The sequence below is a fragment of the Blastococcus litoris genome (genome assembly GCF_003075095.1).
Lineage (GTDB): Bacteria > Actinomycetota > Actinomycetes > Mycobacteriales > Geodermatophilaceae > Blastococcus_B > Blastococcus_B litoris.
The window spans coordinates 139,043-165,634 of record NZ_QCZF01000008.1 but is presented as its reverse complement, the minus strand read 5'-3'; the positions used below and the strand labels follow the sequence as shown (position 1 = coordinate 165,634).

Annotated in this window: 26 protein-coding genes and 1 tRNA gene; 10 read left to right on the top strand and 17 right to left on the bottom strand. The window is 73.9% G+C overall.

The window, feature by feature from the left end:
* The 12 genes from DCS98_RS17550 to argS all read right to left on the bottom strand — a co-directional run bounded on the left by DCS98_RS17550 (position 1) and on the right by argS (position 13,696).
* A complete protein-coding gene (locus tag DCS98_RS17550) occupies positions 1 to 489 on the bottom strand; it encodes a Cg1360 family ATP-synthase-associated protein (RefSeq protein WP_116452672.1) in 489 nt (162 codons plus the stop codon).
* Positions 486 to 1,739: a glycosyltransferase family 4 protein gene (locus DCS98_RS17545; protein ID WP_116452671.1), complete on the bottom strand. Its 1,254-nt coding sequence runs from the start codon at positions 1,737 to 1,739 to the stop codon at positions 486 to 488. Before DCS98_RS17545 ends, DCS98_RS17550 begins: the two co-directional genes overlap by 4 nt.
* Before the next feature lie 100 nt (positions 1,740 to 1,839).
* Complete coding sequence (locus DCS98_RS17540; protein WP_116452670.1) at positions 1,840 to 2,481, bottom strand: L-threonylcarbamoyladenylate synthase; 642 nt, start codon at positions 2,479 to 2,481, stop codon at positions 1,840 to 1,842.
* A gap of 27 nt (positions 2,482 to 2,508) precedes the next feature.
* A complete protein-coding gene (gene prmC, locus DCS98_RS17535; protein ID WP_277394624.1) occupies positions 2,509 to 3,345 on the bottom strand; it encodes a peptide chain release factor N(5)-glutamine methyltransferase in 837 nt (278 codons plus the stop codon).
* A gap of 14 nt (positions 3,346 to 3,359) precedes the next feature.
* Entirely contained in the window at positions 3,360 to 4,436 is a 1,077-nt protein-coding gene (prfA, locus tag DCS98_RS17530) for a peptide chain release factor 1 (RefSeq protein ID WP_116452669.1), read from the bottom strand.
* A 90-nt stretch (positions 4,437 to 4,526) separates the two neighbouring features.
* A complete protein-coding gene (gene rpmE / locus DCS98_RS17525) occupies positions 4,527 to 4,760 on the bottom strand; it encodes a 50S ribosomal protein L31 (RefSeq protein ID WP_116452668.1) in 234 nt (77 codons plus the stop codon).
* Between the two features lie 128 nt (positions 4,761 to 4,888).
* Complete coding sequence (gene rho, locus DCS98_RS17520) at positions 4,889 to 7,027, bottom strand: transcription termination factor Rho (RefSeq protein WP_116452667.1); 2,139 nt, start codon at positions 7,025 to 7,027, stop codon at positions 4,889 to 4,891.
* Between the two features lie 244 nt (positions 7,028 to 7,271).
* Positions 7,272 to 8,183: a homoserine kinase gene (gene thrB / locus DCS98_RS17515; RefSeq protein WP_116452666.1), complete on the bottom strand. Its 912-nt coding sequence runs from the start codon at positions 8,181 to 8,183 to the stop codon at positions 7,272 to 7,274.
* Positions 8,180 to 9,256 carry a threonine synthase gene (thrC, locus tag DCS98_RS17510; protein WP_206340318.1) on the bottom strand — a complete coding sequence of 359 codons (1,077 nt, stop codon included), beginning with the start codon at positions 9,254 to 9,256 and terminating at the stop codon, positions 8,180 to 8,182. The genes thrB and thrC overlap by 4 nt, the downstream gene beginning before the upstream one ends.
* A complete protein-coding gene (locus DCS98_RS17505; protein ID WP_116452665.1) occupies positions 9,253 to 10,548 on the bottom strand; it encodes a homoserine dehydrogenase in 1,296 nt (431 codons plus the stop codon). Before DCS98_RS17505 ends, thrC begins: the two co-directional genes overlap by 4 nt.
* Positions 10,545 to 12,038 carry a diaminopimelate decarboxylase gene (gene lysA, locus DCS98_RS17500; protein WP_116452664.1) on the bottom strand — a complete coding sequence of 498 codons (1,494 nt, stop codon included), beginning with the start codon at positions 12,036 to 12,038 and terminating at the stop codon, positions 10,545 to 10,547. The genes DCS98_RS17505 and lysA overlap by 4 nt, the downstream gene beginning before the upstream one ends.
* Positions 12,035 to 13,696, bottom strand: coding sequence for an arginine--tRNA ligase (argS, locus tag DCS98_RS17495; RefSeq protein ID WP_116452663.1), 1,662 nt, complete (start codon positions 13,694 to 13,696; stop codon positions 12,035 to 12,037). Before argS ends, lysA begins: the two co-directional genes overlap by 4 nt.
* Before the next feature lie 195 nt (positions 13,697 to 13,891).
* On the opposite strand from argS, the gene DCS98_RS17490 reads away from it, so the two are divergent.
* From DCS98_RS17490 to DCS98_RS17480, 3 genes are all read left to right on the top strand, one after another.
* Positions 13,892 to 14,716 (top strand): DUF3105 domain-containing protein, encoded by an 825-nt coding sequence (locus tag DCS98_RS17490; protein WP_116452662.1) that lies wholly within the window; start codon positions 13,892 to 13,894, stop codon positions 14,714 to 14,716.
* Positions 14,716 to 15,417, top strand: coding sequence for a DUF305 domain-containing protein (locus DCS98_RS17485; RefSeq protein WP_116452661.1), 702 nt, complete (start codon positions 14,716 to 14,718; stop codon positions 15,415 to 15,417). The genes DCS98_RS17490 and DCS98_RS17485 overlap by 1 nt, the downstream gene beginning before the upstream one ends.
* 59 nt (positions 15,418 to 15,476) lie before the next feature.
* Positions 15,477 to 15,548: transfer RNA gene (locus tag DCS98_RS17480), tRNA-Arg, on the top strand.
* Between the two features lie 43 nt (positions 15,549 to 15,591).
* On the opposite strand, the gene DCS98_RS17475 is transcribed toward DCS98_RS17480, so the two are convergent.
* The gene (locus tag DCS98_RS17475) at positions 15,592 to 15,999 is read right to left on the bottom strand and encodes a RidA family protein (RefSeq protein WP_116452745.1); all 408 of its coding nucleotides are present in this window, start codon (positions 15,997 to 15,999) and stop codon (positions 15,592 to 15,594) included.
* Positions 16,000 to 16,101: 102 nt separating this feature from the next.
* Here DCS98_RS17475 and DCS98_RS17470 point away from each other — a divergent pair, with 102 nt between their 5' ends.
* A complete protein-coding gene (locus tag DCS98_RS17470; RefSeq protein WP_241038265.1) occupies positions 16,102 to 16,989 on the top strand; it encodes an alpha/beta fold hydrolase in 888 nt (295 codons plus the stop codon).
* Positions 16,990 to 17,007: 18 nt separating this feature from the next.
* Here the strand turns inward: DCS98_RS17470 and DCS98_RS17465 are convergent, their stop codons facing one another.
* Positions 17,008 to 17,754 carry an SDR family NAD(P)-dependent oxidoreductase gene (locus DCS98_RS17465; RefSeq protein WP_116452660.1) on the bottom strand — a complete coding sequence of 249 codons (747 nt, stop codon included), beginning with the start codon at positions 17,752 to 17,754 and terminating at the stop codon, positions 17,008 to 17,010.
* Between the two features lie 144 nt (positions 17,755 to 17,898).
* On the opposite strand from DCS98_RS17465, the gene DCS98_RS17460 reads away from it, so the two are divergent.
* The 4 genes from DCS98_RS17460 to DCS98_RS17445 are packed head-to-tail and all read left to right on the top strand — an operon-like array spanning position 17,899 to position 21,424.
* Positions 17,899 to 19,401, top strand: a complete 1,503-nt coding sequence (locus tag DCS98_RS17460) for a long-chain-fatty-acid--CoA ligase (RefSeq protein ID WP_116452659.1) — start codon at positions 17,899 to 17,901, stop codon at positions 19,399 to 19,401.
* Complete coding sequence (locus tag DCS98_RS17455) at positions 19,398 to 19,838, top strand: hypothetical protein (RefSeq protein ID WP_116452658.1); 441 nt, start codon at positions 19,398 to 19,400, stop codon at positions 19,836 to 19,838. Before DCS98_RS17460 ends, DCS98_RS17455 begins: the two co-directional genes overlap by 4 nt.
* Complete coding sequence (locus DCS98_RS17450; RefSeq protein WP_116452657.1) at positions 19,759 to 20,880, top strand: alpha/beta fold hydrolase; 1,122 nt, start codon at positions 19,759 to 19,761, stop codon at positions 20,878 to 20,880. Before DCS98_RS17455 ends, DCS98_RS17450 begins: the two co-directional genes overlap by 80 nt.
* A gap of 1 nt (position 20,881) precedes the next feature.
* The gene (locus DCS98_RS17445) at positions 20,882 to 21,424 is read left to right on the top strand and encodes a GNAT family N-acetyltransferase (RefSeq protein WP_116452656.1); all 543 of its coding nucleotides are present in this window, start codon (positions 20,882 to 20,884) and stop codon (positions 21,422 to 21,424) included.
* Between the two features lie 4 nt (positions 21,425 to 21,428).
* Here the strand turns inward: DCS98_RS17445 and DCS98_RS17440 are convergent, their stop codons facing one another.
* From DCS98_RS17440 to DCS98_RS17430, 3 genes are all read right to left on the bottom strand, one after another.
* Positions 21,429 to 23,066, bottom strand: a complete 1,638-nt coding sequence (locus DCS98_RS17440) for an ABC-F family ATP-binding cassette domain-containing protein (protein ID WP_116452655.1) — start codon at positions 23,064 to 23,066, stop codon at positions 21,429 to 21,431.
* Between the two features lie 95 nt (positions 23,067 to 23,161).
* A complete protein-coding gene (locus DCS98_RS17435) occupies positions 23,162 to 24,226 on the bottom strand; it encodes an adenylate/guanylate cyclase domain-containing protein (protein WP_116452654.1) in 1,065 nt (354 codons plus the stop codon).
* Between the two features lie 16 nt (positions 24,227 to 24,242).
* Positions 24,243 to 24,713 (bottom strand): universal stress protein, encoded by a 471-nt coding sequence (locus DCS98_RS17430; protein WP_241038263.1) that lies wholly within the window; start codon positions 24,711 to 24,713, stop codon positions 24,243 to 24,245.
* 204 nt (positions 24,714 to 24,917) lie between these two features.
* On the opposite strand from DCS98_RS17430, the gene DCS98_RS17425 reads away from it, so the two are divergent.
* Complete coding sequence (locus DCS98_RS17425) at positions 24,918 to 25,838, top strand: ABC transporter ATP-binding protein (protein WP_241038262.1); 921 nt, start codon at positions 24,918 to 24,920, stop codon at positions 25,836 to 25,838.
* A complete protein-coding gene (locus tag DCS98_RS17420; protein WP_116452651.1) occupies positions 25,835 to 26,590 on the top strand; it encodes an ABC transporter permease in 756 nt (251 codons plus the stop codon). The genes DCS98_RS17425 and DCS98_RS17420 overlap by 4 nt, the downstream gene beginning before the upstream one ends.
* Positions 26,591 to 26,592: the final 2 nt, after the last annotated feature.

Sequence of the window (26,592 nt, the reverse complement as noted above, 5' to 3'; positions counted from 1 at the left end):
TCAGCCGCGTGGCGCGGGCTTTTCCGGGTCCGGCCGGGGGTCCCGGGGCGCTCCCGACGAGGGCGCCGGCGGGGGCACGTAGTACAGCTGCCGGGTCCAGACCCACCGCACCTGGACGGCGCTCCAGAGCAGCGCTCCGGCGATCACCGTCCAGGCCAGGGTGAGCCGGTCCAGCCAGCCGTCCTCGGGCAGGGAGCCGAGCAGGGCGAACAGCACCAGCGCCTTGACCAGGAAGGTCCCCAGCGCGGCGGGCAGCGCGAAGGCGTCGTCGATCCGGCCGGCCCACGCGATCACCACGGCGGAGACGCAGAAGAAGGCCGCCACGACCACGGCACCGGCGAGCACCGCCACGGCGCTCCCCCACCCGCCGACCAGGCCGGCGATCGGGGCCGCCACCGCCACGGCGGCAGCGGTGACGAGCAGGCCCGGCCGCAGGAACGAGATGTCCCAGGGGGCGTCGCTGCGCGGACGTGCGGGGGGGCCGGTCACCGGAGCACCTGCCCGGCTCCGGCGGCGCGCTTCTCCGAGCCCGTGCGGGGCCGCTGCGCGGCCGTCCGGTCCCGCACCGAGCGCGCCGTGGGGTGCTCGGCCCGGCTGCGCTCGCGCTGCGCGGCGAGCTCGGCGGCCCGTGCCTCGCGGGCCGCCCGCCGGGCCCGCGGGCTCAGGACGACGACGACGCCCACCACGAGGAGGACGGCGATGGCCACGAGGAGCTCGGCCTGGCCGCCGGTGATCGACAGCCCCACGGCGCCGAAGGAGAGGAGGGCGGCCCAGAAGTACATGACCAGCACCGCGCGGCGGTGCGAGTGCCCGATCGAGAGCAGCCGGTGGTGCAGGTGCATCTTGTCCGGCGAGAACGGCGACTGCCCCTTGCGCGTGCGCCGGATGACCGCCATCAGCAGGTCCACGAAGGGGATGAACAGGATCGCGATCGGCACGAGCAGCGGCAGCGCCAGCGGGAGCAGGCTGGCCGCGGAGTCGAACGACTGCGGATCCACTCCACCGGTCGCCGTCACCGCGGCCGCCGACAGCATCAGGCCGACGAGCATCGACCCGGAGTCGCCCATGAAGATCCGGGCGGGGCTGAAGTTGTGCGGCAGGAAGCCGATGCAGGCGCCGGCCAGCACCGCCGTGATCAGGGCGGGAGCGCTCGCGACGTCGTCGTAGCCGACCATCCCGAGGTGGTAGCTGTAGGCGAAGAAGGCCAGCGCCGCGATGCCCGAGACCCCGGCGGCCAGGCCGTCCAGGCCGTCGATGAAGTTGAGCGCGTTCACCGTGGCGACGGTCAGCAGGATCGTGAGCGGCACCCCGATGTCGGGGCCGAGCGAGATGGTGCCGATGTCGGCGACCGGCAGGAACAGGAAGGCGAGCTGGACGCCGAGCAGGACGAGGACGCCGGCCGCGGCGATCTGGCCGGTCAGCTTCGTCAGGGCGTCGAGACCCCAGCGGTCGTCGAGGACACCGAGCAGGCAGATCAGCCCGCCGGCGACGAGCACGGCGAACGTCTGGGAGTCGTCGAAGGTCCGCTGCAGCGCCGGCAGCCGGGTCGCGACGAGGATCGCGGCGGCCACCCCGAGGTACATCGCCACACCGCCACCGCGGGGGGTCGGGATGACGTGGACGTCGCGCTCGCGGGGCGCCGCCATCATCCGCGCGCGGATGGCGAGCATCCGCACCACCGGTGTGGTCAGGAAGGTGACCAGCGCGGCGGTGAGGAGCACGACGGCGTACTCGCGCACGGGTCGGACCCCCACTCGATCGGATCGATGCGGCTGCCCGCGACGCCGTGCGGGCGCGCGGCGGTGCACCCACGGTAATGCCTGGCGCTGGGAGAACCCGTCAGTCGGTGATCGCGGGGACGACGTCGCGGAGCCGCTCCACGGGCAGCGCGCCGACGCGGAGCACGCGCGGGACCGGCCCGGTGCAGTCGACGATCGTGCTGGCGGCCGACCCGGCGCGCGAGCCGCCGTCCAGCGCGACCGCCGCGTGGCCGCCGAGCTGCTCGACCGCCTCGGCCGCCGTCGTGGCCGCGGGCCGGCCCGAGCGGTTGGCGCTGGAGACGGCCAGCGGCCCGGTGCGCCGGAGCAGGTCGCGGGCGATCTCGTCGTCCGGGAGCCGGACGGCCACGGTCCCCTCGGCGTCGCCCAGGTCCCAGGCCAGCGACGGCGCGTGCTCGAGCACGAGGGTGAGACCGCCGGGCCAGAACGCCTGCGCGAGGTCGTTGGCCACCGTGGGCAGGTTCACGACGAGGCCGGCGAGCGTCGACGCCTCCCCGATCAGCACGGGGACGGGCATCGTCCGGCCGCGGTTCTTGGCGGCCAGCAGGCCGGTCACGGCGGCCGGGGTGAACGCGTCCGCGGCCACGCCGTAGACGGTGTCGGTCGGCAGCAGCACCAGCTCGCCGCGGGCGATCGCGGCGGCCGCGGCGTCCAGCCCGGCGGCGCGCTGCTCCGGGTCGGTGCAGTCGAAGAGGTCAGCCACGAGCAGGGAGTCTCCCCCAGCCGATGTTCAGCGCCTGCGGGCGGTGGTGAAGCGGGGTCGTCCCGCGAGGTCGGGGTGGTCCTCGACGTCGGTGAAGCCGCCGTGGGCCCGCACCACCGCCGGCAGCGCCGTGCCCTGCTGATCGGCGTGCTCGATGCCGAGCCAGCCGCCGGGGTGGAGCAGCCGTGCGGCGACCGCCAGCATGCCGCGGACGACGTCGAGACCGTCCGGCCCGCCCCACAGCGCCGAAGGCGGGTCGTGGTCGGCGACCTCCCGGGGCAGCACGGCGTCGTCGGGCACGTACGGCGGGTTGGACACCACCACGGTCACCCGCCCGTCGAGCTCGGCGAGTAGCGACGGGTCGGTCATGTCGCCCTGGACGACGCCGACGGGGGTGTCCCCCGCACCCACCCGGGCCATGGCGTTGTGCCTGGTCCAGGCGATCGCGCCGGGGTCGCGCTCGACCGCGGTGACCCGGGTGCCAGGGTGCTCGTGGGCGATGGACAGCGCGAGAGCGCCCGACCCGCTGCCGAGGTCGACGACGATCGCGCCCTCGGTCCCCGCCAGCCGGTCCAGCGCCCAGCCGGCGAGCTGCTCGGTCTCCGGCCGGGGCACGAACACCCCCGGGCCCACCGCCAGCTCGAGGTGGCGGAACGGGGCCCGGCCGGTGAGGTGCTGCAGCGGCACCCGGTCGGCGCGCTGCTCGACGAGCCCCTCGAAGCGCGCGGCGTCGTCGTCGGCGACCGCGTCGAGGGTGAGCAGCCGGGCGCGCGGGACGCCGAGGACGTGGGCCAGCAGCAGCTCGGCGTCCACCCGTGGCGACTCCACCCCGGCGTCGCCGAGCCGCCGGGCGGCACCGGTCAGCAGGCTCCGGACGTTCAGGAGCCGGCCGCCAGCAGCTCGGCGGTGTGCGCGGTGACCAGCGCGTCGATCACCGCGTCGAGGTCGCCGTCGATGACCTGGTCGAGGTTGTGCGCCTTGTAGCCGACGCGGTGGTCGGCGATGCGGTTCTCCGGGAAGTTGTAGGTGCGCACCCGCTCGCTGCGGTCCATCGTCCGCACCTGGCTGCGCCGCTGGTCGCTGGCGGCGGCCTCCGCCTCCTCGCGCGCGGCGGCCAGCAGCCGGGAGCGCAGCACGCGCAGCGCCGACTCCTTGTTCTGCAACTGGCTCTTCTCGTTCTGCGAGCTGACCACGATGCCGGTCGGCAGGTGGGTGATGCGGACGGCGGAGTCGGTGGTGTTCACGCTCTGCCCGCCGGGCCCCGACGACCGGAAGACGTCGATGCGCAGGTCGTTCGGGTCGACCTGGACGTCGACCTCCTCGGCCTCGGGCAGGACGAGCACACCTGCGGCCGAGGTGTGGATGCGGCCCTGCGACTCGGTCACCGGCACCCGCTGGACGCGGTGCACCCCGCCCTCGAACTTCAGGCGGGACCAGATGCCCTCGTCGGTGCGCGACTTGATGGCGACGGCGACGTCCTTGTACCCGCCCAGTTCGGCGTCGACGGCGTCGAGGACCTCGGTCGACCAGCCGCGCCGCTCGGCGTACCGCAGGTACATGCGCAGCAGGTCGCCGGCGAACAGGGCCGACTCGGCGCCGCCCTCCCCCGCCTTGATCTCGAGGATGACGTCCTTGTCGTCGTCCGGGTCCTTGGGCAGCAGCTGCTCGCGCAGCCGGCCGGACAGCTCCTCGACCCGGGCCTCCAGCGACCGCGCCTCGGCCGCGAAGGACGAGTCCTCGCCCGCGAGCTCGCGGGCCGTGGCGAGGTCTCCGCACGCCTCCTCGAGGGCACGCGACGTCTCGACGAGCGGGGCCAGCTGGGCGTAGCGACGGGCCAGCCTCCGGGCACGGGACTGGTCGGCGTGCACGTCGGGGTCGGCGAGCTCCTGCTCCAGGGACGCGTGCTCGGCGAGCAGGTCCGCCAGCCGGTCGGGCTGCGCCTCGGTGCTGGTCATGGGAGTTCCTCGGGACGGCGGGGTGCGGACATGCGAACGGCGCCCGTCCCGCCCCTCGGAGGAGGAGCGGCACGGGCGCCGTCGGACGAGCTACTTGCCGGCGTCGGCCCCGGCAGCGGCGCGCTTGCCGAACCGCTTCTCGAAGCGGGCGACGCGGCCACCGGTGTCCAGGATCTTCTGCTTGCCGGTGTAGAACGGGTGGCAGGCCGAGCAGACCTCGACGGTCAGCTGACCGGTCGGCGAGGTGCTGCGGGTCTGGAACGTGTTGCCGCAGCCACAGGTCACGGTGGTGACGTTGTAGGCCGGGTGGATGTCGGGCTTCATATCGCCTCTTCTGCGGAAGTCTTGGTCGTCCAGGTGGTGGAACGCCGGCGGCCGGCGGTTATTCCGGCGCACAGCGGGCTCGGTCGACCAGTCTCCCAGATCCGGGAGACCGGCCGGCCGCCGGGGCACTAGTCCTTGTCCGGACCCAGCGTCGTCTTCTGGATCTGCATGAGGAACTCGACGTTGTTGCGCGTCTTCTTCAGCTTGTCCAGGAGCAGCTCGAGCGCCTGCTGCGGCTCGAGCGCCGCGAGCACCCGCCGGAGCTTGATCACGATGGCCAGCTCGTCGGGGTTCATCAGGATCTCCTCCTTGCGGGTGCCCGACGCGTTCACGTCGACCGCGGGGAAGACCCGCTTGTCCGCCAGACGGCGGTCGAGCTTGATCTCGGCGTTCCCGGTGCCCTTGAACTCCTCGAAGATGACCGTGTCCATCGTGGAGCCGGTCTCGACCAGCGCCGAGGCGATGATCGTCAGCGAGCCGCCGTTCTCGATGTTGCGGGCCGCACCGAGGAAGCGCTTGGGCGGGTAGAGCGCCGTGGAGTCGACACCACCGGAGAGGATGCGCCCGCTGGCGGGGGCCGCCAGGTTGTAGGCGCGGCCCAGCCGGGTGATCGAGTCCAGCAGGACGACGACGTCGTGGCCCATCTCGACCAGGCGCTTGGCCCGCTCGATGGACAGCTCCGCCACGGTGGTGTGGTCCGACGGCGGCCGGTCGAAGGTCGAGGCGATGACCTCGCCCTTCACCGAGCGCTGCATGTCGGTGACCTCCTCGGGCCGCTCGTCGACGAGGACGACCATGAGGTGGCACTCGGGGTTGTTCGTCGTGATCGCATTGGCGAGCGACTGCAGCACCATCGTCTTGCCGGCCTTGGGCGGCGACACGATCAGCGCGCGCTGGCCCTTGCCGATCGGCATGACCAGGTCGATGACCCGGGTGGTCAGCACGTGCGCCTCGGTCTCCAGGCGCAGCCGCTCCTGCGGGTAGAGCGGCGTGAGCTTGGTGAACTCCGGGCGGCGCTTGGCCTGCTCGGGGTCGAGGCCGTTGACGGTGTCGAGCCGGACGAGCGCGTTGTACTTGTCCTTGCGCTCGCCCTCGCGGGGCTGGCGGACGGCACCGGTGATGGCGTCACCGCGGCGCAGGCCGTAGCGGCGCACCTGCGACAGCGACACGTAGACGTCGTTCGGGCCGGTCAGGTAGCCCGACGTCCGGACGAAGGCGTAGTTGTCGAGGACGTCGAGGATGCCGGCGACCGGCAGCAGGACGTCGTCCTCGCTGACGGTCGGCTCGCCCTGCTCGTACCGGTCACGCCCGCTGGCGTTGCCGCCGCGCTTGTTGCGGTCGCGGTAGCGGCGCCCGCGGCGCCCGCGGCCGCCCTCGAAGTCGTCGTCGTCCTCGTCGCCCGCGGGGCCGCGGCCGTCGGTGCGGTTGTCGTTCCGGTTGTCCGGGCGCCCACCGCGGTCGTTGCGGTCAGAGCGGTCGGGACCGCGGTTGCCGTCCCGGTTGCCGCCGTCGCGGGCGGTCCCACCGTCGCGGTTGCCGCCGTCGCGGGCGGACCCACCGTCGCGGTTGCCGCCGTCGCGGGCGGTCCCACCGTCGCGGTTGCCGCCGTCGCGGTTGCCGCCGTCACGGTTGCCGCCGTCACGCGGGGAACCGTCGCGGTCGCCCCGGGTGCGGTTGCGGTCGCGGTTGCGCTGCGGGCGGTCGTCGTCGGTGCGCTGGTCGCCGTCGGCCGGAGCGTCCGTCGAGGGGGCGGCCGCGTCCGGGGTCGCGTCGGCGGCCGGCGCGACGTCGGTGGACGGGGAACCGGCCGGACGGCTGGCGCCGCGGCGGGTACGGGTGGGGCGGGTGCCCTCGGTGGCGCCGGTCAGCGGGCCGCCGTTGGCGCCGCCGCTCACGGGGGCCTCGAGCGGGGCCGAGGACGCGGCGATGCCGCGGGCCTCGGGAGCGCCGCCGGTGGTCGGCGTGCCGTCGGCCCGGGGGCCGTCGGCGGGAGCGCTGTCGGCAGGGGCCTCGGTGGGGGCGCCGTTCGGGGCGCCGGCACCCACCTGGCGGGCGGAGATGGCGGCGACGAGGTCGCCCTTGCGCATCCGGCCGGTGCCGGAGATGCCGAGCTCGCCGGCGAGCCGCTGCAGCTCGGGCAGCAGCATCCCCGACAGTCCGTTGCCGCGGCGACGGGAGGTGCCCGTCGTCCCAGAAGCGGCAGTCGCCTCGGCCGGGACGGCGGCGTCCTGCGCACCGTTCACGGCGAGGTCGGTGGTTTCACTCACGTACAGGTCCTTCCCTGCGGTGAACCTGCGCCTACCGGCGCAGGGGTCCCCCGGCCCCTGGACGTCCGGCCCGGAGGCGGGAACGCAGAAGGGAACGGGTCGAAAAGATGCGAGGCGGATCAGCGGCGAAGAGTTCGTCGGCTTCGGCCCCGCGCGAGGCTCGCCCGAGGTGGGCGGCTACGCCGTGAGCCTAGACGCAGCTCACGGACTCGACAACACCGGTGGGTTCGGCGCGTGTTCCTCGTTACCGAGACGATACCTGCGGGTTCCCATGGAGAACTCGGGCCCCATCCTCGTCGACCGCCAGCGGCAGCACCGACCACCCCTCGGCGGCCAGCTCGCGCACGGTCCCGAGGTCCGCCGCGCCGGTCGTCAGGGCGAGCACGCTGGGCCCCGCACCGGAGACGACCGCGGCGAGGCCGCGCTCGCGCAGCCGGTCGACGAGCGCCAGCGACGCCGGCATGGCAGCCGTCCGCTGCCGCTGGTGCAGCCGGTCCTCGGTCGCGTCGAGCAGCAGCGCCGGCTCCCGGGTCAGGGCGTGGACCAGCAGCGCGGCGCGGCCTGCCGCGTGCGCGGCGTCGGCGTGCGGGACGGTCGCCGGGAGCAGCCCGCGGGCGACGTGCGTCGAGAGCGTGTCGCCGGGCACGAGGACGACGGGCGCGACCGACGGCGCCACGTCGAGCCGGGCCGCTCGTGCGCCGTCCGGCGTCATCCAGGACAGGGTGGCGCCGCCGAGCAGGCAGGCGGCGACGTTGTCGGGATGCCCCTCCAGCTCCGTGGTCAGCCGGAGGACCGCGTCGTCGTCGACGGCCCCGACGTCGGGGCACAGCGCCCAGGCGGCGACGACACCGGCGACGACGGCCGCGGCGGAGGAGCCCATCCCCCGCCCCTGCGGGATCGAGTTCTCCGCGACGACGCGCAGCCCCGCGGGCGACCAGCCGAGCTCCGCGCAGGCAGCGCGGAAGGCCCGCACGACCAGGTGCGACTCGTCGGTGGGCAGCTCGCCGGCGCCGACACCGGAGACCTCCACCTCCAGCCCGGACCCGGTGACCTCGAACTCGAGGTGGTCGTGCCGGGTCAGCGCCAGGCCCGCGCAGTCGAACGCCGGGCCGAGGTTCGCGCTGGTGGCGGGGACGCGGAGGCGGACGGCGCTCACAGGCCGAGCTGCGCGGCGGCCGCGGCGGCGTCGACCGGGATCGTCACCGGCGCCGGCGCACCCGAGATCGCCCACTCCGGGTCCTTGAGCCCGTTGCCGGTGACGGTGCAGACGACGCGCTGCCCCGGCTCGAGCTCACCGGCGGCGGCCACCTGCAGCAGCCCGGCGACCGACGCCGCTGACGCCGGCTCCACGAAGACGGCCTCGCTGCGGGCGAGCAGGCGGTACGCGGACAGGATCGCGCGGTCGGTGACGGCGTCGATGCGACCGCCGGACTCGTCCCGCGCCGCGAGCGCCTTCGTCCAGGAGGCCGGGTTGCCGATGCGGATCGCCGTCGCGATCGTGCTCGGGTTCTCCACGACCGTCCCGGAGACGATCGGCGCGGCACCGGCGGCCTGGAAGCCCCACATGCGCGGGGTCCGCGTGGCGGTGCCGTCGGCGGCGTACTCGCGGTAGCCCTGCCAGTAGGCGGTGATGTTGCCGGCGTTGCCGACCGGGAGGCAGTGGATGTCCGGGGCGTCGCCGAGCACGTCGACGATCTCGAACGACGCCGTCTTCTGGCCCTCGATGCGGAACTGGTTGACGCTGTTGACCAGGCTGACCGGGTAGTCGATCGCGAGCTTGCTGGCCAGTGCCAGGCAGTCGTCGAAGTTGCCCTCGACCTGCAGCAGCTGGGCGCCGTGGACCAGCGCCTGCGCCAGCTTGCCCATGGCGATCTTCCCCTGCGGGACGAGCACGGCGCAGGTGAGCCCGGCGCGGGCGGCGTAGGCCGCGGCGCTGGCGCTGGTGTTGCCGGTCGAGGCGCAGATGACGGCCTTCGACCCCTCCTCGACGGCCTTGGTGATGGCCATCGTCATGCCGCGGTCCTTGAACGACCCGGTGGGGTTGGCGCCCTCGACCTTGAGGAAGACGTCGCAACCGGTGCGGCGGGAGAGCTCGGGCGCCGGCAGCAGCGGCGTCGCGCCCTCCTGCAGGGTGATGACCGGGGTGTCGTCGCTGACCGGCAGCCGGGAGCGGTAGGCCTCGATGAGGCCGGGCCAGCCGGGCGACACCGTCGTCGGCGAGATGCTCATGACAACCCCTCCACGCGCAGCACGCTGGTCACGGCCCGGACGGCGGGCATGTCCCGCAGCGCGGCGATCGTGGCAGACAGCGCCGCGTCCGGGGCGCTGTGCGTGACGATGACCAGCGTGGCGGCGTCGCCGTGCCCGTTCTGGCGGACCGTCGCGATGCTCACCTCGTGCCGGGCGAACTCCTGCGCGACGGTCGCCAGGACACCCGGCTTGTCGGCCACGTCGAGGCTCACGTGGTAGCGGGTCGGGGACTCGGCGATGGGCCGCACGGCCAGGTTCGCGTAGCCGGTCGGTCCCTGCCCGGAGGCGCCCGCGATCCGGTTGCGGGCGACGGCGACGAGGTCCCCGAGCACAGCGCTGGCGGTGGGCTCTCCCCCGGCGCCCTGTCCGTAGAACATGAGCTGACCGGCCGCCTCGGCCTCGACGAAGACGGCGTTGAACGCGCCGCCCACCGAGGCCAGCGGGTGCGTCGTCGGGATCATCGCCGGGTGCACGCGCACGGCCACGGAGTCGCCGGAACCGTTCGCCACCCGCTCGCAGATGGCCAGCAGCTTCACGGTGCAGCCGATCTCCGCGGCCCGGGCGACGTCGGTGGCCGACACCGCGGAGATGCCCTCGCGGTAGACGTCGGCGGCCGACACCGGCGTGTGGAAGGCCAGCGAGGCGAGGATCGCGGCCTTCGCGGCGGCGTCGAAGCCGTCGACGTCGGCGGTGGGGTCGGCCTCGGCGTACCCGAGCTCGGTGGCCTCGGCCAGGGCCTCGGCGAACCCGGCGCCGGTCTCCGCCATCCGGGACAGGATGTAGTTCGTCGTCCCGTTGACGATGCCGACCACCCGGCGGAGCTGGTCACCGGCCAGCGACTCGCGCAGCGGGCGCAGCAGCGGGATCGCGCCGGCGACCGCGGCCTCGTAGTACAGGTCGACGCCGGACTTCGCGGCGGCGGCGTGCAGCTGCGGGCCGTCGTCGGCGAGCAGCGCCTTGTTGGCGCTCACCACCGGCTTGCCGGCCTCGAGCGCGGCGAGGATGAGCGTGCGGGCGGGCTCGATGCCACCGATCACCTCGACGACGAGGTCGACGTCGTCGCGGGTCACCAGCGCCTGGCCGTCGGTGGTGAGCAGGTGCTGCGGGACGTCGGGGTGGTGGGCCGGCCGCCGGACCGCGATGCCGGCCACCTCGACCGGGCGGCCGATGCGCGCCGCGAGGTCGTCGGCCTGCTCCTCGATCAGCCGCAGCACGGCGCTGCCGACCGTGCCGCAGCCGAGGAGGGCGACCTTGAGCGGGGCGGTGGTCACGAGGCAGCTCCCACGGGGTGCTCCGGTGCCGGCTGGGACGGCGCCGGCGAGGGCGCGGGCCGGTCGGCGAGGACGGCGTCCAGGGCGAACACGTCCGACAGCGTCTGCCGCCGGACGATCTCGGTGGCCGCGCCGTCCCGGACCGCGACGACCGGCGGCTTGAGCAGGTAGTTGTAGTTGCTGGCCATCGACCAGCAGTAGGCGCCCGTGGCCGCGACGGCCAGGAGATCGCCGGGCTGGACGTCCGAGGGCAGCCACAGGTCGCGCACCAGGATGTCGCCGCTCTCGCAGTGCTTGCCGACCACCCGGCAGAGCGCGGGCGGGGCGTCGGAGGTCCGGTTGGCGAGGACGCAGGTGTAGCTGGCGTCGTAGAGCGCAGTGCGGATGTTGTCGCTCATCCCGCCGTCGACCGAGACGTAGTTGCGCACCAGCGGGGTGCCGGGGGCGCCGCTGGCACCGAGCCGCACCGGCTTGATGGTGCCGATCTCGTAGAGGGTGACCGTGCCGGGACCGGCGATGGCGCGTCCGGGCTCCACCGCCAGGCGGGGCACCGGCAGACCCAGCGCCGCGCACTCGGCCGCCACGACCGCGCGCAGCCGGGTGGCGACGTCGTCGGGGGTGACCGGGTCGTCCTCGGCGAGGTAGGCGATGCCGAAGCCGCCGCCGAGGTTGAGCTCGCCGAGGAGCCGGCCGGTGGCCTGCTGCACCTGGGCCAGCAGCCCGACCACGCGGTGCGCGGCGGCCTCGAACCCGGCGGTGTCGAAGATCTGCGAGCCGATGTGGCTGTGCAGCCCGGTGAGCTCCAGGGCGGGCTCGCGGATGACCCGCACGGCCGCGGTGAGCGCGTCCCCGGTCGCCAGCGAGAACCCGAACTTCTGGTCCTCGTGGGCCGTCGCGATGAACTCGTGCGTGTGCGCCTCGATGCCGACCGTCGCGCGGATCAGCACCGGCACGGGGATGCCGCCGGCGGCCACGCGCGCCTCGGCCAGGGGCACGAGCCGGTCGATCTCGTCGAACGAGTCGAGCACGATGTGCCCGATCCCCGAGTCGACGGCGAGCTGCAGCTCGACCAGCGACTTGTTGTTGCCGTGCAGTGCGATGCGCCCCGCCGGGAAGCCGGCGGCGAGGGCGAGGGAGAGCTCGTTGCCGCTGCAGGCGTCCAGGTGCAGACCGTCGTCGGCGATCCAGCGGGCCACCTGCCCGCAGAGGAACGCCTTGGAGGCGTAGTGGACGTCGGCGTCGGCGAACGCCGACGCGAAGTCGCCCGCCCGGCCGCGGAAGTCGGCCTCGTCCAGGACGAACAGCGGGGTGCCGTGCTCGCGGACCAGCTCGGTGACCGGACGGCCGCCCAGGTGCAGCTCGCCGTCGATCCGCTGCGCGGTCCGGGGCCAGACGTGCGGGTCGAGCGCGCCGAGGTCGCTCGGTGGGGCGCCGGCGGCGGTGGGCTGCTGGATGGTGCCGTGCAGCGGCCCCGCCGGGTGCGCCCTCACATCCGCTCCGGTGCGCTCACGCCGAGGACGTCGAGGCCGTTGCGCAGCACCGTCGCGGTGGCGGCGCACAGCCACAGCCGCGCCGTCGTCAACGGGGTGGCCTCCTCGTCGCCGCGCGGCAGGACCCGGCAGGAGTCGTAGAACCGGTGGTAGGTGCCGGCCAGCTCCTCGAGGTAGCGGGCGACCCGGTGCGGAGCGCGCAGCTCCGCCGCGGCGGAGAGCACCCGCGGGAACTCGCCGATGGCGCGCAGCAGGTCGCTCTCCCGCTCGTGGGCCAGCTGCGTGACGTCGACGTCGCCGGCCTCGCCCAGCGCCAGCCCGAGGTCGGCGGCGTTCCGCAGCACCGAGGAGATCCGGGCGTGCGCGTACTGGACGTAGAAGACCGGGTTGTCGTTGGTCTGCCGGCTCCACAGGTCGGCGTCGATGTCGATCTGCTGGTCGACCGACGCCCGGGCCAGGGCGTAGCGGGCGGCGTCGACCCCGACGGCGTCCACGAGGTCGGTGAGCAGGACGAAGTTGCCCTTGCGCTTGCTCATGCGGACGGGCTCGCCGTCCTTGACCAGGTTCACCAGCTGGCCGATCTGGATCTCCAGGTGCGTGGCCGGGTCGTCGCCCGACGCCGCGACCAGCGCCTTGTAGCGGCCGACGTAGCCGGAGTGGTCGGCGCCCAGCAGGATCACGACGCGGTCGAAGCCGCGGGCCCGCTTGTCCAGGTAGTAGGCGCAGTCGGCGGCGAAGTAGGTGGGTTCGCCGTCGGCCTTGACCAGCACCCGGTCCTTGTCGTCGCCGAAGTCGGTGGTGCGCAGCCACACGGCACCGTCGGCCTCGAAGACGTGCCCCTGGCCGCGCAGCGTGGCGACCGCCTTCTCCAACGCCCCGGACTCGTGCAGGGTCCGTTCGGAGAAGAACGTGTCGAACCGGACGCCGAACGCACCCAGGGTCGACCGGATCACCTCGACCATCGCCTCGACGCCCCGCTCGGCGAACAGGGCGATCTGCTGGTCCTCGCCCAGCCCCGGCAGCTCGGGGGCCCCGGCGGCCACGAGCGCGGCGACCTCCGCCACGTAGTCGCCCTGGTAGCCGTCCTCGGGGATGTCCCGCCCCAGCCAGCTGGCGTGCAGGCTGCGCCCGAACCGTTCGATCTGGGCGCCGGCGTCGTTGACGTAGTACTCGCGGCTGACGTCGGCGCCGCTGGCCTCCAGCAGCCGCGCCAGGGCGTCGCCCACCGCTGCCCACCGGGTCGAGCCCAGGGTCACCGGGCCGGTCGGGTTCGCCGACACGAACTCCAGGTTGATCCGCTGCCCGGCCAGCACCTCGGTGCGCCCGTAGCCGGCGCCGGCGGTGACGGCCTGGACGGCGATCTGCCCGAGCGCGCCCTGGGCGAGGGTGATGTTGAGGAAGCCCGGGCCCGCGACGTCGACGGCCGCGATGCCCGGCTGCGCGGCGAGGTCGGTGGCCAGCAGGCCGGCGACCTCGCGCGGCGGACGGCCCGCCGCCTTGGCGAGCCGGAGCGCGACGTTGGTGGCGTAGTCGCCGTGGGCCCGGTTCTTCGGGCGCTCCACGACGACCTCGTCGGGCACCTCGACCGCGAGCGCGCCACGGCCGACGGCCGCGGCCACGACGGTCCGGACGACGTCACGCAGCTGCTCAGGTGTCACCGCACGAGCGTACTGACCGGCCTCCCGGGCCCCGTCCACCCGCCTTCTCCCAGGAACCCCACGTTCCCAGGGACCGCACAGGGAGCCCACCTAGACTCGCACGGGCGCGGGACCGGCACCTGTCCACGGGTGCCCGTCTCCCCCCGCCCGCGAGCATCTGCACCCAGCACCCGCACCCAGCATCGAGGAGAGGCCTTGGCCAAGGACCGCAAGCCCGCGACCGGCACCGGCAGGTCTGCCGGGAAGGGCGGTTCCGCCGGCAGGGGCGGGTCCTCCGCCTCCGGCGGGCGCAACCGGCCGTCGGCCAACGTCGTCTCCCCGCAGCGGCCCTGGGGCCTGATCGCCGCGGCGCTCGCCGTCGTGGTCTTCGCGGCCGCCGTCATCACCTACGCGGTGGTGCAGGTGAACAAGTCCAAGGAGAACGACGTCGAGTCGATCGACGAGATCGACGGCGTCCAGACCTTCGACTACGCGGCCGGTCAGGACCACGTCACCACCGAGGTCGACTACACCGAGGACCCCCCGGTCGGCGGCCCGCACGACGGCAACTGGGCCGACTGCACCGGCACGGTCTACGACGTCGACATCCGGCACGAGAACGCGGTGCACGGCCTCGAGCACGGCGCGGTGTGGATCACGTACAACCCCGACGAGGTGTCCGACGACGACATCGCGACGCTCGCCGACCTGGTCGAGGGCGAGAACGGCCGGATGATGTCCCCCTACGCCGGGCTGGACTCCCCGATCAGCCTGCAGTCGTGGAACCACCAGCTGAAGGTCGACTCGGCCGACGACATCCGCATCGAGCAGTTCGCCGACTTCCTGACCCTCCGCACCGGTGAGTTCCCGGAGCCGGGCGCCAGCTGCGAGAACCCGGCCTTCGTCGCCAGCCCCCTCGTCGAGGGCGACGCGAGCACGCCGATCGGCGAGAGCGACATGCCGACCACGCCGACGCCGTCGGCCGAGCCGACGACGACCGAGCCGGCCGCCACGGAGCCGACGGAGACGAGCGCCCCCTGATGACCGCAGACGTGCGGCCGCACGCCGAGGAGGTGGACGACGTGACCGAGGACCGACCCGATCGCCGCAGCCCGCTGCGGACGGCGCTCCTGGCGGTCATCGCGGTCGGCCTGGTGCTCCTCGGCGGCGGACTCGCGGTGGCGCTGGGCATCGGGCGGACGGCGGACCCGACCGTGGACTCCGTGGACGCGGGCTTCTCGCGGGACATGGCACGCCACCACCTGCAGGGCGTGGAGATGGCCAACCTGGTCGCCGAACGCAGCCAGGACCCCGAGGTGCAGCAGCTGGCCTTCGACATCTCCGCCACGCAGACCAACCAGGCGGGCCGGATGCAGGGCTGGCTCGCGCTCTGGGGCCTGCCCACGAGCGGCGGCGACGCGATGGCGTGGATGTCGGCGTCCGGGAGCCACGACCACGACATGGCGGGCATGGACGGCGGTCTGATGCCCGGCATGGCGACGGAGGAGGAGCTGGCGAACCTCCGGCAGCTGTCGGGCACGCCGTTCGACGTCGAGTTCCTCCGCTTGATGATCCGGCACCACCAGGGCGGCCGGGAGATGGCGGAGTACGCCGCCGAGCACGCCCAGGAGCGGGCCGTCCGGGAGCTCGCCGACACGATGGCGCAGACCCAGACGGCCGAGACCGGGACGATGACGGACATGCTCACCGCCCGGGGCGGCACACCGCTCCCGGCGCCGTGAGGGGCTCCCGCCGGGCGTCGTCCGGCGGCTGATAGCGTCTCCACCGAACGACCGGACGAGCCCCCGTAGCTCAGGGGATAGAGCACTGCCCTCCGGAGGCAGGGGCGCAGGTTCGAATCCTGCCGGGGGCACTCTTCCGATCCGCGCGGACACGGTCCGGGCGCGACAGCCGGTTCACGGCAGCACGGCCACCGCCTCGACCTCCACCAGCAGGTCGGGCTCGGTCAGGGCCACGACCCCGACGAGCGTCATCGGCCGGATCGGGAAGCTCCCCAGCCGCGCCGCGACCCGTCCCGCGCCCTCCATGAGAGCGGGCAGGCTCGACGCGTCCCAGCCGACGACGTAGACGTTGACCTTGGCCAGGTCGTCGAAGCCCGCGCCGGCGGCGGACAGGGCGGTGTGCAGGTTCAGGTAGGCCTGCTCGACCTGGGCCGCGAGGTCTCCCCCGCCGACCGGCTGACCGTCGGCCGTACGCGCCACCTGCCCCGACACGTAGACGGTGCGCGACCCGGTGGCCACGCCCACCTGGACGTAGGCGTCGGACGTCGGGAGACCTTCGGGGTTGATCAGTTCGACCGGCACGGGGACCTCCTGCGATTCGTCCACCGCCCGACCGGCGGTGGCCGGCAGCATGGCGGAGGGGTCCGACAGTCCCGGGTGGAGCGGCTCGGCTAGCGTCCGCGCATGCAGACGAGCGGCATCCAGCGGGCACGGGTGGGCGACCTCGAGATCGCCTACGAGACCTTCGGCGACGCCGGCGATCCGCCGGTCCTCCTGGTCATGGGCCTGGCCACGCAGATGATCGGCTGGCCGGACGAGTTCTGCGCCGACCTGGCCGGTCGCGGGCACTTCGTCGTCCGCTTCGACAACCGCGACATCGGCCTCTCGACGCACCTGCACAGCGCCGGTGCGCCGGACATCATGGCGGTGTTCGGCGGCGACGCCTCGACGGTCGCCTACGGGCTGCCCGACCTGGCCGGCGACACGATCGGCCTGCTCGACGCCCTCGGGCTCGACAGCGTGCACCTGGTCGGCGCGTCGATGGGCGGCATGATCGCGCAACTGGTGGCCGTCCAGGCGCCCGAGCGCGTCCGCAGCCTCACCTCGATCATGTCCACGACCGGCGAGCCCGGGGTGGGCGCGCCCGCCGAGGTGGCCCTCCCCGTGCTGCTCGCACCTGCCGCCACGGACCGCGAGAGCGCGATCCAGCGGGTCGTCGACACCTACCGGGTCATCGGCTCGCCGGGCTTCGAGTTCGACGAGGCGGCGCTGCGGGACCGCGCGGGGCTGTCGTTCGACCGTGCGCACGACCCGGCCGGCGTGGCCCGTCAGCTGGCCGCGATCCTCACCACGCACGACCGCACGCCCGACCTGGCGAAGGTCGCCGTCCCGACCCTCGTGATCCACGGGTCGAAGGACACGCTGGTCGACGTCAGCGGCGGCAAGGCGACGGCGGCCGCCGTCCCCGGCGCGGAGCTGCTGCTGGTCGAGGGCATGGGGCACGACCTCCCGCGGGCCATGTGGCCGGAGATCCTCGACCGGATCTCCGCGCTGATCCCCCGGGCGGGGTGAGGGCGGGCGGGCGACGGCTCAGCTCGTGAGCATCCCGCCCTCGACCGGGATGGTCGTGCCGGTCACGTAGCCGCCGGCGTCGCTCACCAGGAAGACCAGCGCGGCAGCCAGCTCCTCGGGGTCGCCCTTGCGACCCACCAGCACGCGGGTCAGCTGCGACTCGATGTAGCCCTCGGGGTACTGGTCGGTCATCTCCGACTCGAAGAAGCCCGGCGCCAGGGCGTTGACCCGGATGCCCTTGCGGCCGGTCCACTGCTGGGCGAGGTCGCGGGTCAGCCCGATCAGGCCGGCCTTGGTGGCCGCGTAGGCCGCCTGCGGCAGACCGGCCGTCGTCAGCCCCAGCACGCTGGAGATGTTCACGATCGAGCTGCCCGGCTGCATCACCCGTGCGCACGCCTGCGCCATCCAGTAGCAGCCGTTGAGGTTGACGTCGACGACCTGGCGGAACTGCTCCGGGGTCTCGCGGGTCGCCGGCACCGCCGTGCCGACACCTGCGTTGTTCACCAGCACGTCGACCCGGCCGAACTCCGCCATCGCGGCGTCCACGAGGCCCTGGCAGTCCTCGGGCACGGCGACGTCGGTGCGGACGGAGAGTGCCCGGCGGCCGGCGGCCTCGACCGCTCGCTGGGTGTCGGCCAGCCGGTCGGCCCGTCGCGCTCCGAGGACGACGTCGGCACCGGCCTCGGCGAGCGTCCGGGCGAACACGGCCCCGAGACCCGAGGACGCCCCCGTCACGATCGCCACGCGGCCGTCGAGCCGGAACATGTCAAGGATCGTGCGGTCTGCCACCGGAGTCAGCTCCTGTCGTCGGATGTCGTGCGTTCCCCGGCACGGTAACCAGATCGTGGGGTAGGTCACCCGTCGGGCGGGTAGGGCGCACACCCGGACCTCGAGGGGGAGGAACGACCCGTGACCAACCTGGCGCAGAACCTGCTGGACACCGCTGCGGAGCACGCCGAGCACCCGGCGCTGAGGATGGACGACGCGGTCCTGACCTACGGGCAGTTCCGCGACGCGTCCCTCGCCGTCGCCGGGTCGTTGCGCAGGCGCGGCGTGGAGCCCGGCGACCGGGTCGGCATGGTGCTGCCCAACGTCCTCTCCTTCCCCGTCGTCTTCTACGGCGCCCTGCTGGCCGGCGCCGCCGTGGTGCCGATGAACCCGCTGCTCAAGGCCCGCGAGGTGGAGTACTACCTGCGCGACTCCGGAGCCCGGGTCGTCGTGGCCCTCGCGGGATCCGACGCCGCTGTCGTCGAGGCCGCCGGGACGGTCGGCATCGACGCGGTCGGCGTGGGCCCGGCACGACCGGAGGAGCTGATGGACGGCCAACCCGTCGACGCCGCCGCCGAGCGGGACGACGACGACCTCGCGGTCATCCTCTACACGTCCGGCACGACGGGGCAGCCGAAGGGCGCCGAGCTCACCCACGCGAACATGGCGGGCAACGCGCGGACCACCGCCGACACCCTCGCCGAGAACACCGCCGACGACGTGATCATGGGCTGCCTGCCGCTGTTCCACGTCTTCGGGCTCACCTGCGGCCTCAACACCGCCGTCCTCAAGGGCTCGACGCTCACCCTCATCCCGCGGTTCGACGGCACCAAGGCCCTGTCGGTCATCGCCCGCGACCAGGTCACGATCTTCGACGGCGTGCCCACCATGTTCGCCGCGATGCTGCACTCCCCGGCCGCGGGCACCCAGGACGTCTCGAGCCTCCGGCTGTGCGTCTCCGGCGGGTCGGCGATGCCGGTGGAGATCATGCGGGCGTTCGAGGAGAAGTTCGGCTGCACGATCCTCGAGGGCTACGGCCTGTCCGAGACCTCGCCCGTGGCCTCGTTCAACCACCCCCACGCCGAGCGCAAGCCCGGCTCCATCGGGACTCCGATCGCGGGCGTCGAGATGCGGCTGGTGGACGACGACGGAGCGGACGTCACCGCCGGCGAGGTCGGCGAGATCGCGATCCGCGGCGAGAACGTCATGAAGGGCTACTGGGGCAAGCCGGAGGAGACGGCGAAGGCGATCCCCGACGGCTGGTTCCGCACCGGCGACCTCGCCCGCCAGGACGACGACGGCTACTTCTTCATCGTCGACCGCAAGAAGGAGATGATCATCCGCGGCGGCTACAACGTGTACCCGCGCGAGATCGAGGAAGCGCTCTACGAGCACCCCGCGGTCGCCGAGGTGGCCTGCATCGGCATCGCGCACCCCGAGCTCGGCGAGGAGGTGGCCGCGGCGGTGGCACTCAAGCCGGGCGCCGAGGCAGAGGTCGACGAGCTGCGCGAGTTCGCGAAGGCGCGCGTCGCCGCCTACAAGTACCCCCGCCACCTGTGGCTGGTCGACTCGCTGCCCAAGGGCCCGACGGGCAAGATCCTCCGCCGCGCGGTGGAGGTCCCCGAGCAGGTGGGCCGGCGGTGAGCGAGCCCGCCCGGCCGAAGAAGGCCGCGCCAGCGCCACCCCTGTGGCGTCAGGCGTTCGACGCGGCCGAGCGCGCCGTCGCCCCGCGGGCGGAGGAGCTGGTCCGCACGGAGTACTTCTCCCTCGGCGTCGCGCTGGCCCGGCGCGCCCGGATGCTCGCCGGCCGGTCGGCCCAGGACCTCAGCGCACGCGCGTGGCACCTGCTCAACCTGCCGGCGGGCAGCGACGTCCGCCGGCTGCGCACGCAGATCGGGGCGCTCGACCGCGAGGTGCGGCGCCTGACCATCCAGTTGGAGCAGGAGCGACGGCGCTCGGCCGGCGCCCGGCCCCTCCCCACGACGTCGACGGAGGACAGCGATGCCGACGGTGCCCAGCCCGCAGACGGTGCTCGACCGCGTCCGGCGCGACGTCGAGCGCAACGCCCTGCGCGCCCGTAACGGCATCAAGCTGGTCGCCGGCGTCGACCGCCCGGGCGTCGGCCAGACCCCCAAGGACGTCGTCTGGCAGCGCGGCCGCACGCAGCTGTGGCACTACCGCAACGACCCCGAGACCTACGGCGGTGTGCGGTACGGGCCGCCGCTGCTGCTGGTGTTCAGCCTCATCAGCCGCAGCTACATCCTCGACCTGACGCCGGGCAACAGCTTCGTCGAGCAGCTGCTGGAGGCGGGGTTCGACGTCTACATGCTCGACTGGGGCGAGCCCGACGAGCGGGACGCGGAGAACCGCCTCGAGGACTACGTCGACGACTACATCCCGGCGGGCATCGACCGGGTCATGGAGCTCTCCGGCGCCGACGAGGTCAACCTCTTCGGCTACTGCTTCGGCGGCGACCTCGCCCTGCTCTACGCCGCCCACCACCCCGACGCCCCGCTGCGGAGCCTCACCGTGCTCGCGACGCCGATCGACTTCCGGCACATGGGCCCGCTCGCCGACATCTTCAGCGTGGGCGGGATGGACGTCGGATCGGTCCTCGGCGACGACGGCAACGTGCCGCCGTCGGTGGTCGTGCAGGGCTTCCGGACGCTGACGCCCACGGCCGAGGTGAGCCGGTACGTGACCCTGTGGGAGCGGCTCTGGAACGACGACTACGTCGCCTCCTACCAGGCCATGACGGGCTGGTCGGACGACCACGTGCCGTTCCCGGGTGCGGCCGCCCGCGAGACCGCCGAGATGCTGGTGCGGAACAACGGCATGCTCACCGACCGGCTCACCGTCGGCGGCGACCCGGTCCACCTGGGCGACATCCAGGTGCCGTTCCTCACCGTGCGGGCCAACCGCGACCACATCGTGCCGCCGGACGCCACCGCGCCGCTGATCGACCTCGTCGGCTCCCCCGACAAGCACGAGCTGTGCCTCGACGCCGGCCACATGGGTCTCGTCGTCGGGCGGACGGCGGCGAAGACGACGGTGCCCACGATCATCGACTTCGTCCGGCGGCGCAGCGACCCGCTCACCGACGACGCGCAGAAGGAGGCCTGAGGTGCACGTCGAGCAGCTGGGACCCGAGCGCTGCGACGCCCTGCTGGCGTTCTTCGGCTCCTTGCCCGAGGGGGACCTGACCTTCATCAAGGAGGAGGTCACCGACCCCGACACCGTGCGCTCCTGGGCCACCACGAGCGCACCGGGAGGACGGTGGGTCGCCGTCGAGGGCGACGAGGTGACCGGCTACGTCGCCGTCCGGCCGCTGTCGGGCTGGTCGGACCACGTCGGCGAGGTGCGGCTGGTGGTCTCACCCGCCAGTCGGGGCACCGGGCTGGGCCGCACGCTCGCCCGGCACGCCCTGACCGAGGCCGTCTCGTCCGGCCTGTCGAAGCTGGTCGTCGAGATCGTCGCCGAGCAGGGCGCGGCGCTCGCGCTGTTCACCGAGCTCGGGTTCAGCGGCGAGGCGCTGCTGCGCGACCACATCCGCGACCGGAACGGCGAGCTGCGCGACCTGATGGTGCTGGCCCACCACGTGGACGAGACGTGGGCGGGGATGGACACCGTCGGGATCGCGGAGGAGCTGGAGGCGTCGGCGAACTGAGCGCTCAGCGCTCGGCGACCTGGCCGTCCACGACCTCCAGCCGGCGGGTGGTGTGCACCGCGTCGAGCATCCGGCGGTCGTGGGTGACCAGCAGCAGCGTGCCCGGATAGGCGGCGAGCGCCTGCTCCAGCTGCTCGATCGCCGGCAGGTCGAGGTGGTTGGTCGGCTCGTCGAGCACGAGGACGTTGATCCCGCGCGCCTGCAGCAGCGCGAGCCCCGCGCGGGTGCGCTCCCCCGGTGAGAGGGTGGCCGCCGGACGCAGCACGTGCTCGGCGGTGAGCCCGAACTTGGCCAGCAGCGTGCGCACCTCGGACGTCGGCCAGTCGGGCACCTCCGCGGAGAACGCGTCGAGCAGCTGCTCCGCGCCGAAGAACCGGCTGCGCGCCTGCTCGATCTCGCCGATCTGCACCGCCGGCCCCAGCGAGGCGCTGCCCTCGTCCAGCGGCACGCGGCCGAGCAGCGCCGCGAGCAGGGTCGACTTCCCGGAGCCGTTGGCGCCGGTGATGGCCAGCCGGTCGCCCCAGTCGACCTGCAGGTCGACCGGGCCGAGCACGAAGTCGCCGCGCCGGACGACGGCGCCGCGCAGGGTGCCCACGACGGCGCCGGCGCGGGGGGCGGCGGCGATCTCCATCCGCAGCTCCCACTCCTTGCGCGGCTCCTCGACGACCTCGAGCCGCTCGATCCGGCGGTCGGTCTGCTTCGCCTTGGCGGCCTGCTTCTCCGAGGACGCGCGGTTCTTGGCCTTGATGTGCTTGTCGCCGTCGCTGGACTTCTTGATCGAGTCGCGGACGCCCTTGGCCATCCAGTTGCGCTGCATCCGCGCCCGCGCCTCCAGGGAGGCCTTGGTGTCGGCGTACTCGTCGTACTCCTCGCGCGCGTGCCGCCGGGCGACCTCGCGCTCGGTCAGGTACGCCTCGTAGCCGCCGTCGACGACCCGCACGAGCTGCTGGGCCAGGTCGAGCTCGACCACGCGCGTCACCGTGCGGGCGAGGAACTCCCGGTCGTGGCTGACCACGACGATGCCCGCCCGTGTATCGCCGACGAACCGCTCCAGCTGGTCGAGCCCGGTGAGGTCGAGATCGTTGGTCGGCTCGTCGAGCAGCAGGACGTCGTAGCGCGACAGCAGCAGCGTTGCGAGGCCCACCCGGGCCGCCTGCCCACCGGAGAGACCGGTGGTGAGCGCGTCGAGCGCCACCCCCGGCGCCACCTCCGCGACGACCTCCACCGCCCGTTCCTCGAGGTCGGCACCGCCGAGGGCCAGCCAGTGCTCGAGGGCGTCGCCGTAGGCGTCGTCCGCACCCGGTCGGCCGGCGGCGAGGTCGTCGGTGGCGGCGTCCAGCGCCGCCTGCGCGGCCGCGACGCCGGTGCGCCGGGCGAGCGCGCCGAGCACGGTCTCGTCCTCCCGGCGCTCGTGCTCCTGCGGCAGGTAGCCGAGGGTGGCCGTCGGCGGACTCACCACCACCGAACCGGCCCCGGCGGGCAGCTCGCCGGCGAGCGTCCGCAGCAGGGTGGACTTGCCGGCGCCGTTGACGCCGACGAGGCCGACCACGTCGCCGGGCGCGACGACGAGGTCGAGACCGGAGAAGAGGACGCGGGCGCCGTGACCGGCCGACAGGCCGCGCGCGACGAGGGTGGCACTCATGAGGGGTTGCTCCTAGGCGGTACGAGAGGGCCGGACGGGATCGGCGACTACCGCAGCGAGAGCACGACCCGACGATAGCCGAGCCGCAGCGGGGTTCACCCGTCGTTGTCGTCGTCCGGGTCGAACGCGTCCTCGTCGTAGCCGTCCGTCTCGGCCGCGTCGTCGCCGGTGGGCCGGGGCCGCACGAGCCACGGCTGGAGGTGGTCGTAGCCCCGGACGGACACGCGGCGCAGCGGGCGGACCTTGTAGGCGGGGTGCTCGCGCAGCCAGTCGGCGAGATCGCGGTCGACGAGCATCGTGCCCGGGCGCGCCAGCGAGGTCAGCCGGCTGGCCAGGTTGACCACCGGGGAGTAGACGTCGCCGAGGCGGGTCAGGACGGCGCCGTAGGCCGCGCCCACCCGCAGGGGCGGCCGTTCGTCGGCGTTCCACGCCACCGGCAGCGAGAGCCCGATCCGGACGGCGTCGACCGCGCTCGCGGCGGTGAAGAGCACGCCGTCCCCGACCGTCTTGACGACCCGGCCGTGGTGGCGGGCGATGACCTCGGTGGCGATGCTCTCGAAGTCCTCGACCATGGCGCCGAGCTCGCGGCCGCCCATGCCGCGGCTGCGGGAGGTGTAGCCGACCAGGTCGGCGAAGCCCACGGCCAGCTCGCGGCGGTCCCCGGTGCCCGTCGCGGCCAGCAGCCGGTCGGCGTTGGCGGCGAGGTGCCGCCGCCACACGTAGTCCTGGACCTGGCGGAGCTTGGGCAGCAGGAGCCGGGCGGCGTCGATGGCCTCGTCGACCGACGCCGTCGGCCGGTCGTCGTCCCCTCCGGCGCGGGCGAGCGCGTCGGCCAGCATGTCCGTCTGCCAGTCGGCCAGCCGCGACAGCGACTGACCCATGGCCCGTGCGATCGAGGCCTCGGTGTCGGGTCCGACGAAGCCGGACTCGATCATCGACGAGAGCACACCCAGGGCGGCGACGTCGGCGTCGGTGAACGCCGGGTCGTCGTCCGCGGCGTCGGGGAAGCCCAGCGCCCGCCACAGCCGCTGCGTGCGCTCGGGCGGCATCCCGGCCAGCTGGGCCACCTCGAGCCGCGTGTAGCGGCGCGGCCCGTCGAGCAGCAGCCGCTCGAGCGCCTCCCGTGCGTCCGGGCCGCGCGCCTCCCCCCGGTCGTCCATGTGCGCTCGCGCGACCTCAGCCGGTGGTGTGCACGACGAGCACGTCGACCTGCGAGCGTCGGGTCGCGTCAGCGGGGACCGAGCCGAGCAGGCGGCCCTTGATGCCGGCCAGGCCGCGGTTGCCGACGACCAGCAGGTCGGCGTCCTCGCGGCGGACGACGTCGAGCAGCGCCTCCACCGGCGACCCCTGGACGGCGACGGTCTTGACGTTCTGCGCGCCCGCGGCGCCCGCCCGCTCGGCGGCGGTGCGCACGGTGTCCTCTGCCGGGTGCGATCCGACGACCTGGTAGGCGTCCTCGCCGAGGGCGTCCTGGGCGCGGGAGACCTCGCGGTCGTCGGTCTCGGTCGGCAGGTAGGCGCACGCGATGACCAGCGTGGCGCCGGCGGCGCCGGCCACGGCACCCGCCCGCGCGACGGCGCGGAGAGAGGACTCCGACCCGTCGGTCCCGACGACGATCGTCCGGTAGGCGCTCGAGGACTCGCTCACGGCGGGGACTCTATGTGACCCGATGACACAGGTCATCCCGAGATCATTCCCTCGCTCGGCGCGGCCCGGCGGCACGCCGACGGGCCGCGGGGGCTCCCGGGAGCAACCCCTGGTGCGCTTGGATGGGTGCGCCCCGGCGGCCCACCCGAAGGAGACCTCATTTCCATCCCCAGCACCGCGACGGTCGACCCCGTCCGGGTCGAGGTGCGCGGACTCAGCAAGTCCTTCGGACAGGTGCGCGCCGTCTCCGACCTCGGCTTCACCGTCGAGCCGGGTTCGGTGACCGGCTTCCTGGGCCCGAACGGCGCCGGGAAGACCACCACCCTCCGGATGCTGCTCGGCCTCATGCAGCCCGACGCCGGGACGGCGACCTTCAACGGCGCCCCGTACACGTCCTTGGCGCAGCCGCTGCGGAGCGTCGGCGCCGTCCTGGAGACCGCCTTCCACCCCGCGCGCACGGGCCGCAACCACCTGCGCGTCTACTGCCGCGCCGCCGGCTTCCCCCTCTCCCGCGCCGACGAGGTGCTGGTGCAGGTCGGGCTGGCCGATGCCGGCAACCGGCGGGCCGGCGGCTACTCGCTGGGCATGCGCCAGCGGCTGGCCCTGGCGACCGCACTGCTCGGCGATCCCGCCGTCCTCGTCCTCGACGAGCCGGCCAACGGCCTGGACCCCGAGGGCATCCAGTGGCTGCGCGGCTTCCTCCGGCACATGGCCCACGCCCAGGGACGGACCGTCCTCGTGTCCAGCCACCTGCTGTCGGAGGTCGAGCAGACCGTCGACCGGGTCGTGATCGTGGGCGCCGGCCGCCTGGTCCGCGAGGGCTCCATGGAGCAGCTGCGCTCGGGCGCCGACGGCGCGGGCACGGTCCTCGTCCGCAGCCCCGAGGTGGCCCGGCTGGCCGACGTCCTCCGCGCCGACGGCGCGCACGTCACCCAGGAGGACGGCGCGCTCACCGTCACCGGGTCCACGCCGGCCGAGGTCGGCCGCCGGGCGTTCGCCGCCGGCGTCGAGCTGCACGAGCTGCGCTCGCGGACCAGCGGCCTCGAGGAGATCTACTTCCAGCTCACCAGCGGCCAGGAGCAGTTCGCCGCTCCCTCGCCGACCGCTCAGGAGGCAACCCGATGATCCGCCTGGTGCGCGCCGAGTGGACCAAGCTCTTCACGACCAAGGTCTGGCTCGGCCTGCTCCTGGGTTCGATCGTCATGGTCGTCGGCTTCTCGATCCTGTTCACCTCGTTCGCCGGCAACCCGGAGAGCGGCATCCCGCCGGTCGGGTCCTCGCTCTACGAGGAGCTGGCCCTCTCGCAGGCGGCGAACGCGAACATCCTGTTCCTGATCCTGGGGATCATCGGGATGACGCAGGAGTACCGGCACCGGACCGCCACACCCACCTTCCTGACCACGCCCCGGCGCGGGCAGGTCGTGGTCGCCAAGCTGCTCGCCTACGCCGCCGTCTCCGCGGTGTTCGCACTGGTGGTCTCCGCCGTCACCTACGCGGTCGTCGCCATCCACGCCGGCGCCCGGGGCGCGGCCCCCGCGCTGAACGCGGAGAACGCCGCCGTGCTCGGCCGGTCGGCCCTGGCGCTGGTGATCTACGCCGTCATCGGGGTGGGCATCGGCGCGCTGCTGAAGAACCAGGTCGGCGCCATCGTGGGCGGGCTGGTCTACCTCTTCGTCGTCGAGCCGGTCATCCGGTCGATCCCGGCGACGGCGGGCGCGTACAAGTGGATGCCGGGGGGCGCCCTCGAGGCGCTGACCGCGACGTTCGAGGGCCCGGAGCTCCTGGCCGGCTGGCAGGGCGCCCTGCTGCTGATCGGCTACGGCCTGCTCGCGGCGCTGCTCGGGACCCTGCTGGCGGTGCGGCGCGACGTCGTGTAGCC

Coding starts and splice junctions, on each gene's coding strand:
- DCS98_RS17420 (WP_116452651.1), top strand. CDS start 25,835: ATGATCCGCCTGGTGCGCGCCGAGTGGACCAAGCTCTTCACGACCAAG.
- prfA (WP_116452669.1), bottom strand. CDS start 4,436: ATGACCAGCACCGAGGCGCAGCCCGACCGGCTGGCGGACCTGCTCGCC.
- thrC (WP_206340318.1), bottom strand. CDS start 9,256: ATGAGCATCTCGCCGACGACGGTGTCGCCCGGCTGGCCCGGCCTCATC.
- DCS98_RS17485 (WP_116452661.1), top strand. CDS start 14,716: ATGACCGCAGACGTGCGGCCGCACGCCGAGGAGGTGGACGACGTGACC.
- rpmE (WP_116452668.1), bottom strand. CDS start 4,760: ATGAAGCCCGACATCCACCCGGCCTACAACGTCACCACCGTGACCTGT.
- DCS98_RS17465 (WP_116452660.1), bottom strand. CDS start 17,754: ATGTTCCGGCTCGACGGCCGCGTGGCGATCGTGACGGGGGCGTCCTCG.
- DCS98_RS17440 (WP_116452655.1), bottom strand. CDS start 23,066: ATGAGTGCCACCCTCGTCGCGCGCGGCCTGTCGGCCGGTCACGGCGCC.
- DCS98_RS17435 (WP_116452654.1), bottom strand. CDS start 24,226: ATGGACGACCGGGGGGAGGCGCGCGGCCCGGACGCACGGGAGGCGCTC.
- DCS98_RS17450 (WP_116452657.1), top strand. CDS start 19,759: ATGCCGACGGTGCCCAGCCCGCAGACGGTGCTCGACCGCGTCCGGCGC.
- DCS98_RS17470 (WP_241038265.1), top strand. CDS start 16,102: ATGCAGACGAGCGGCATCCAGCGGGCACGGGTGGGCGACCTCGAGATC.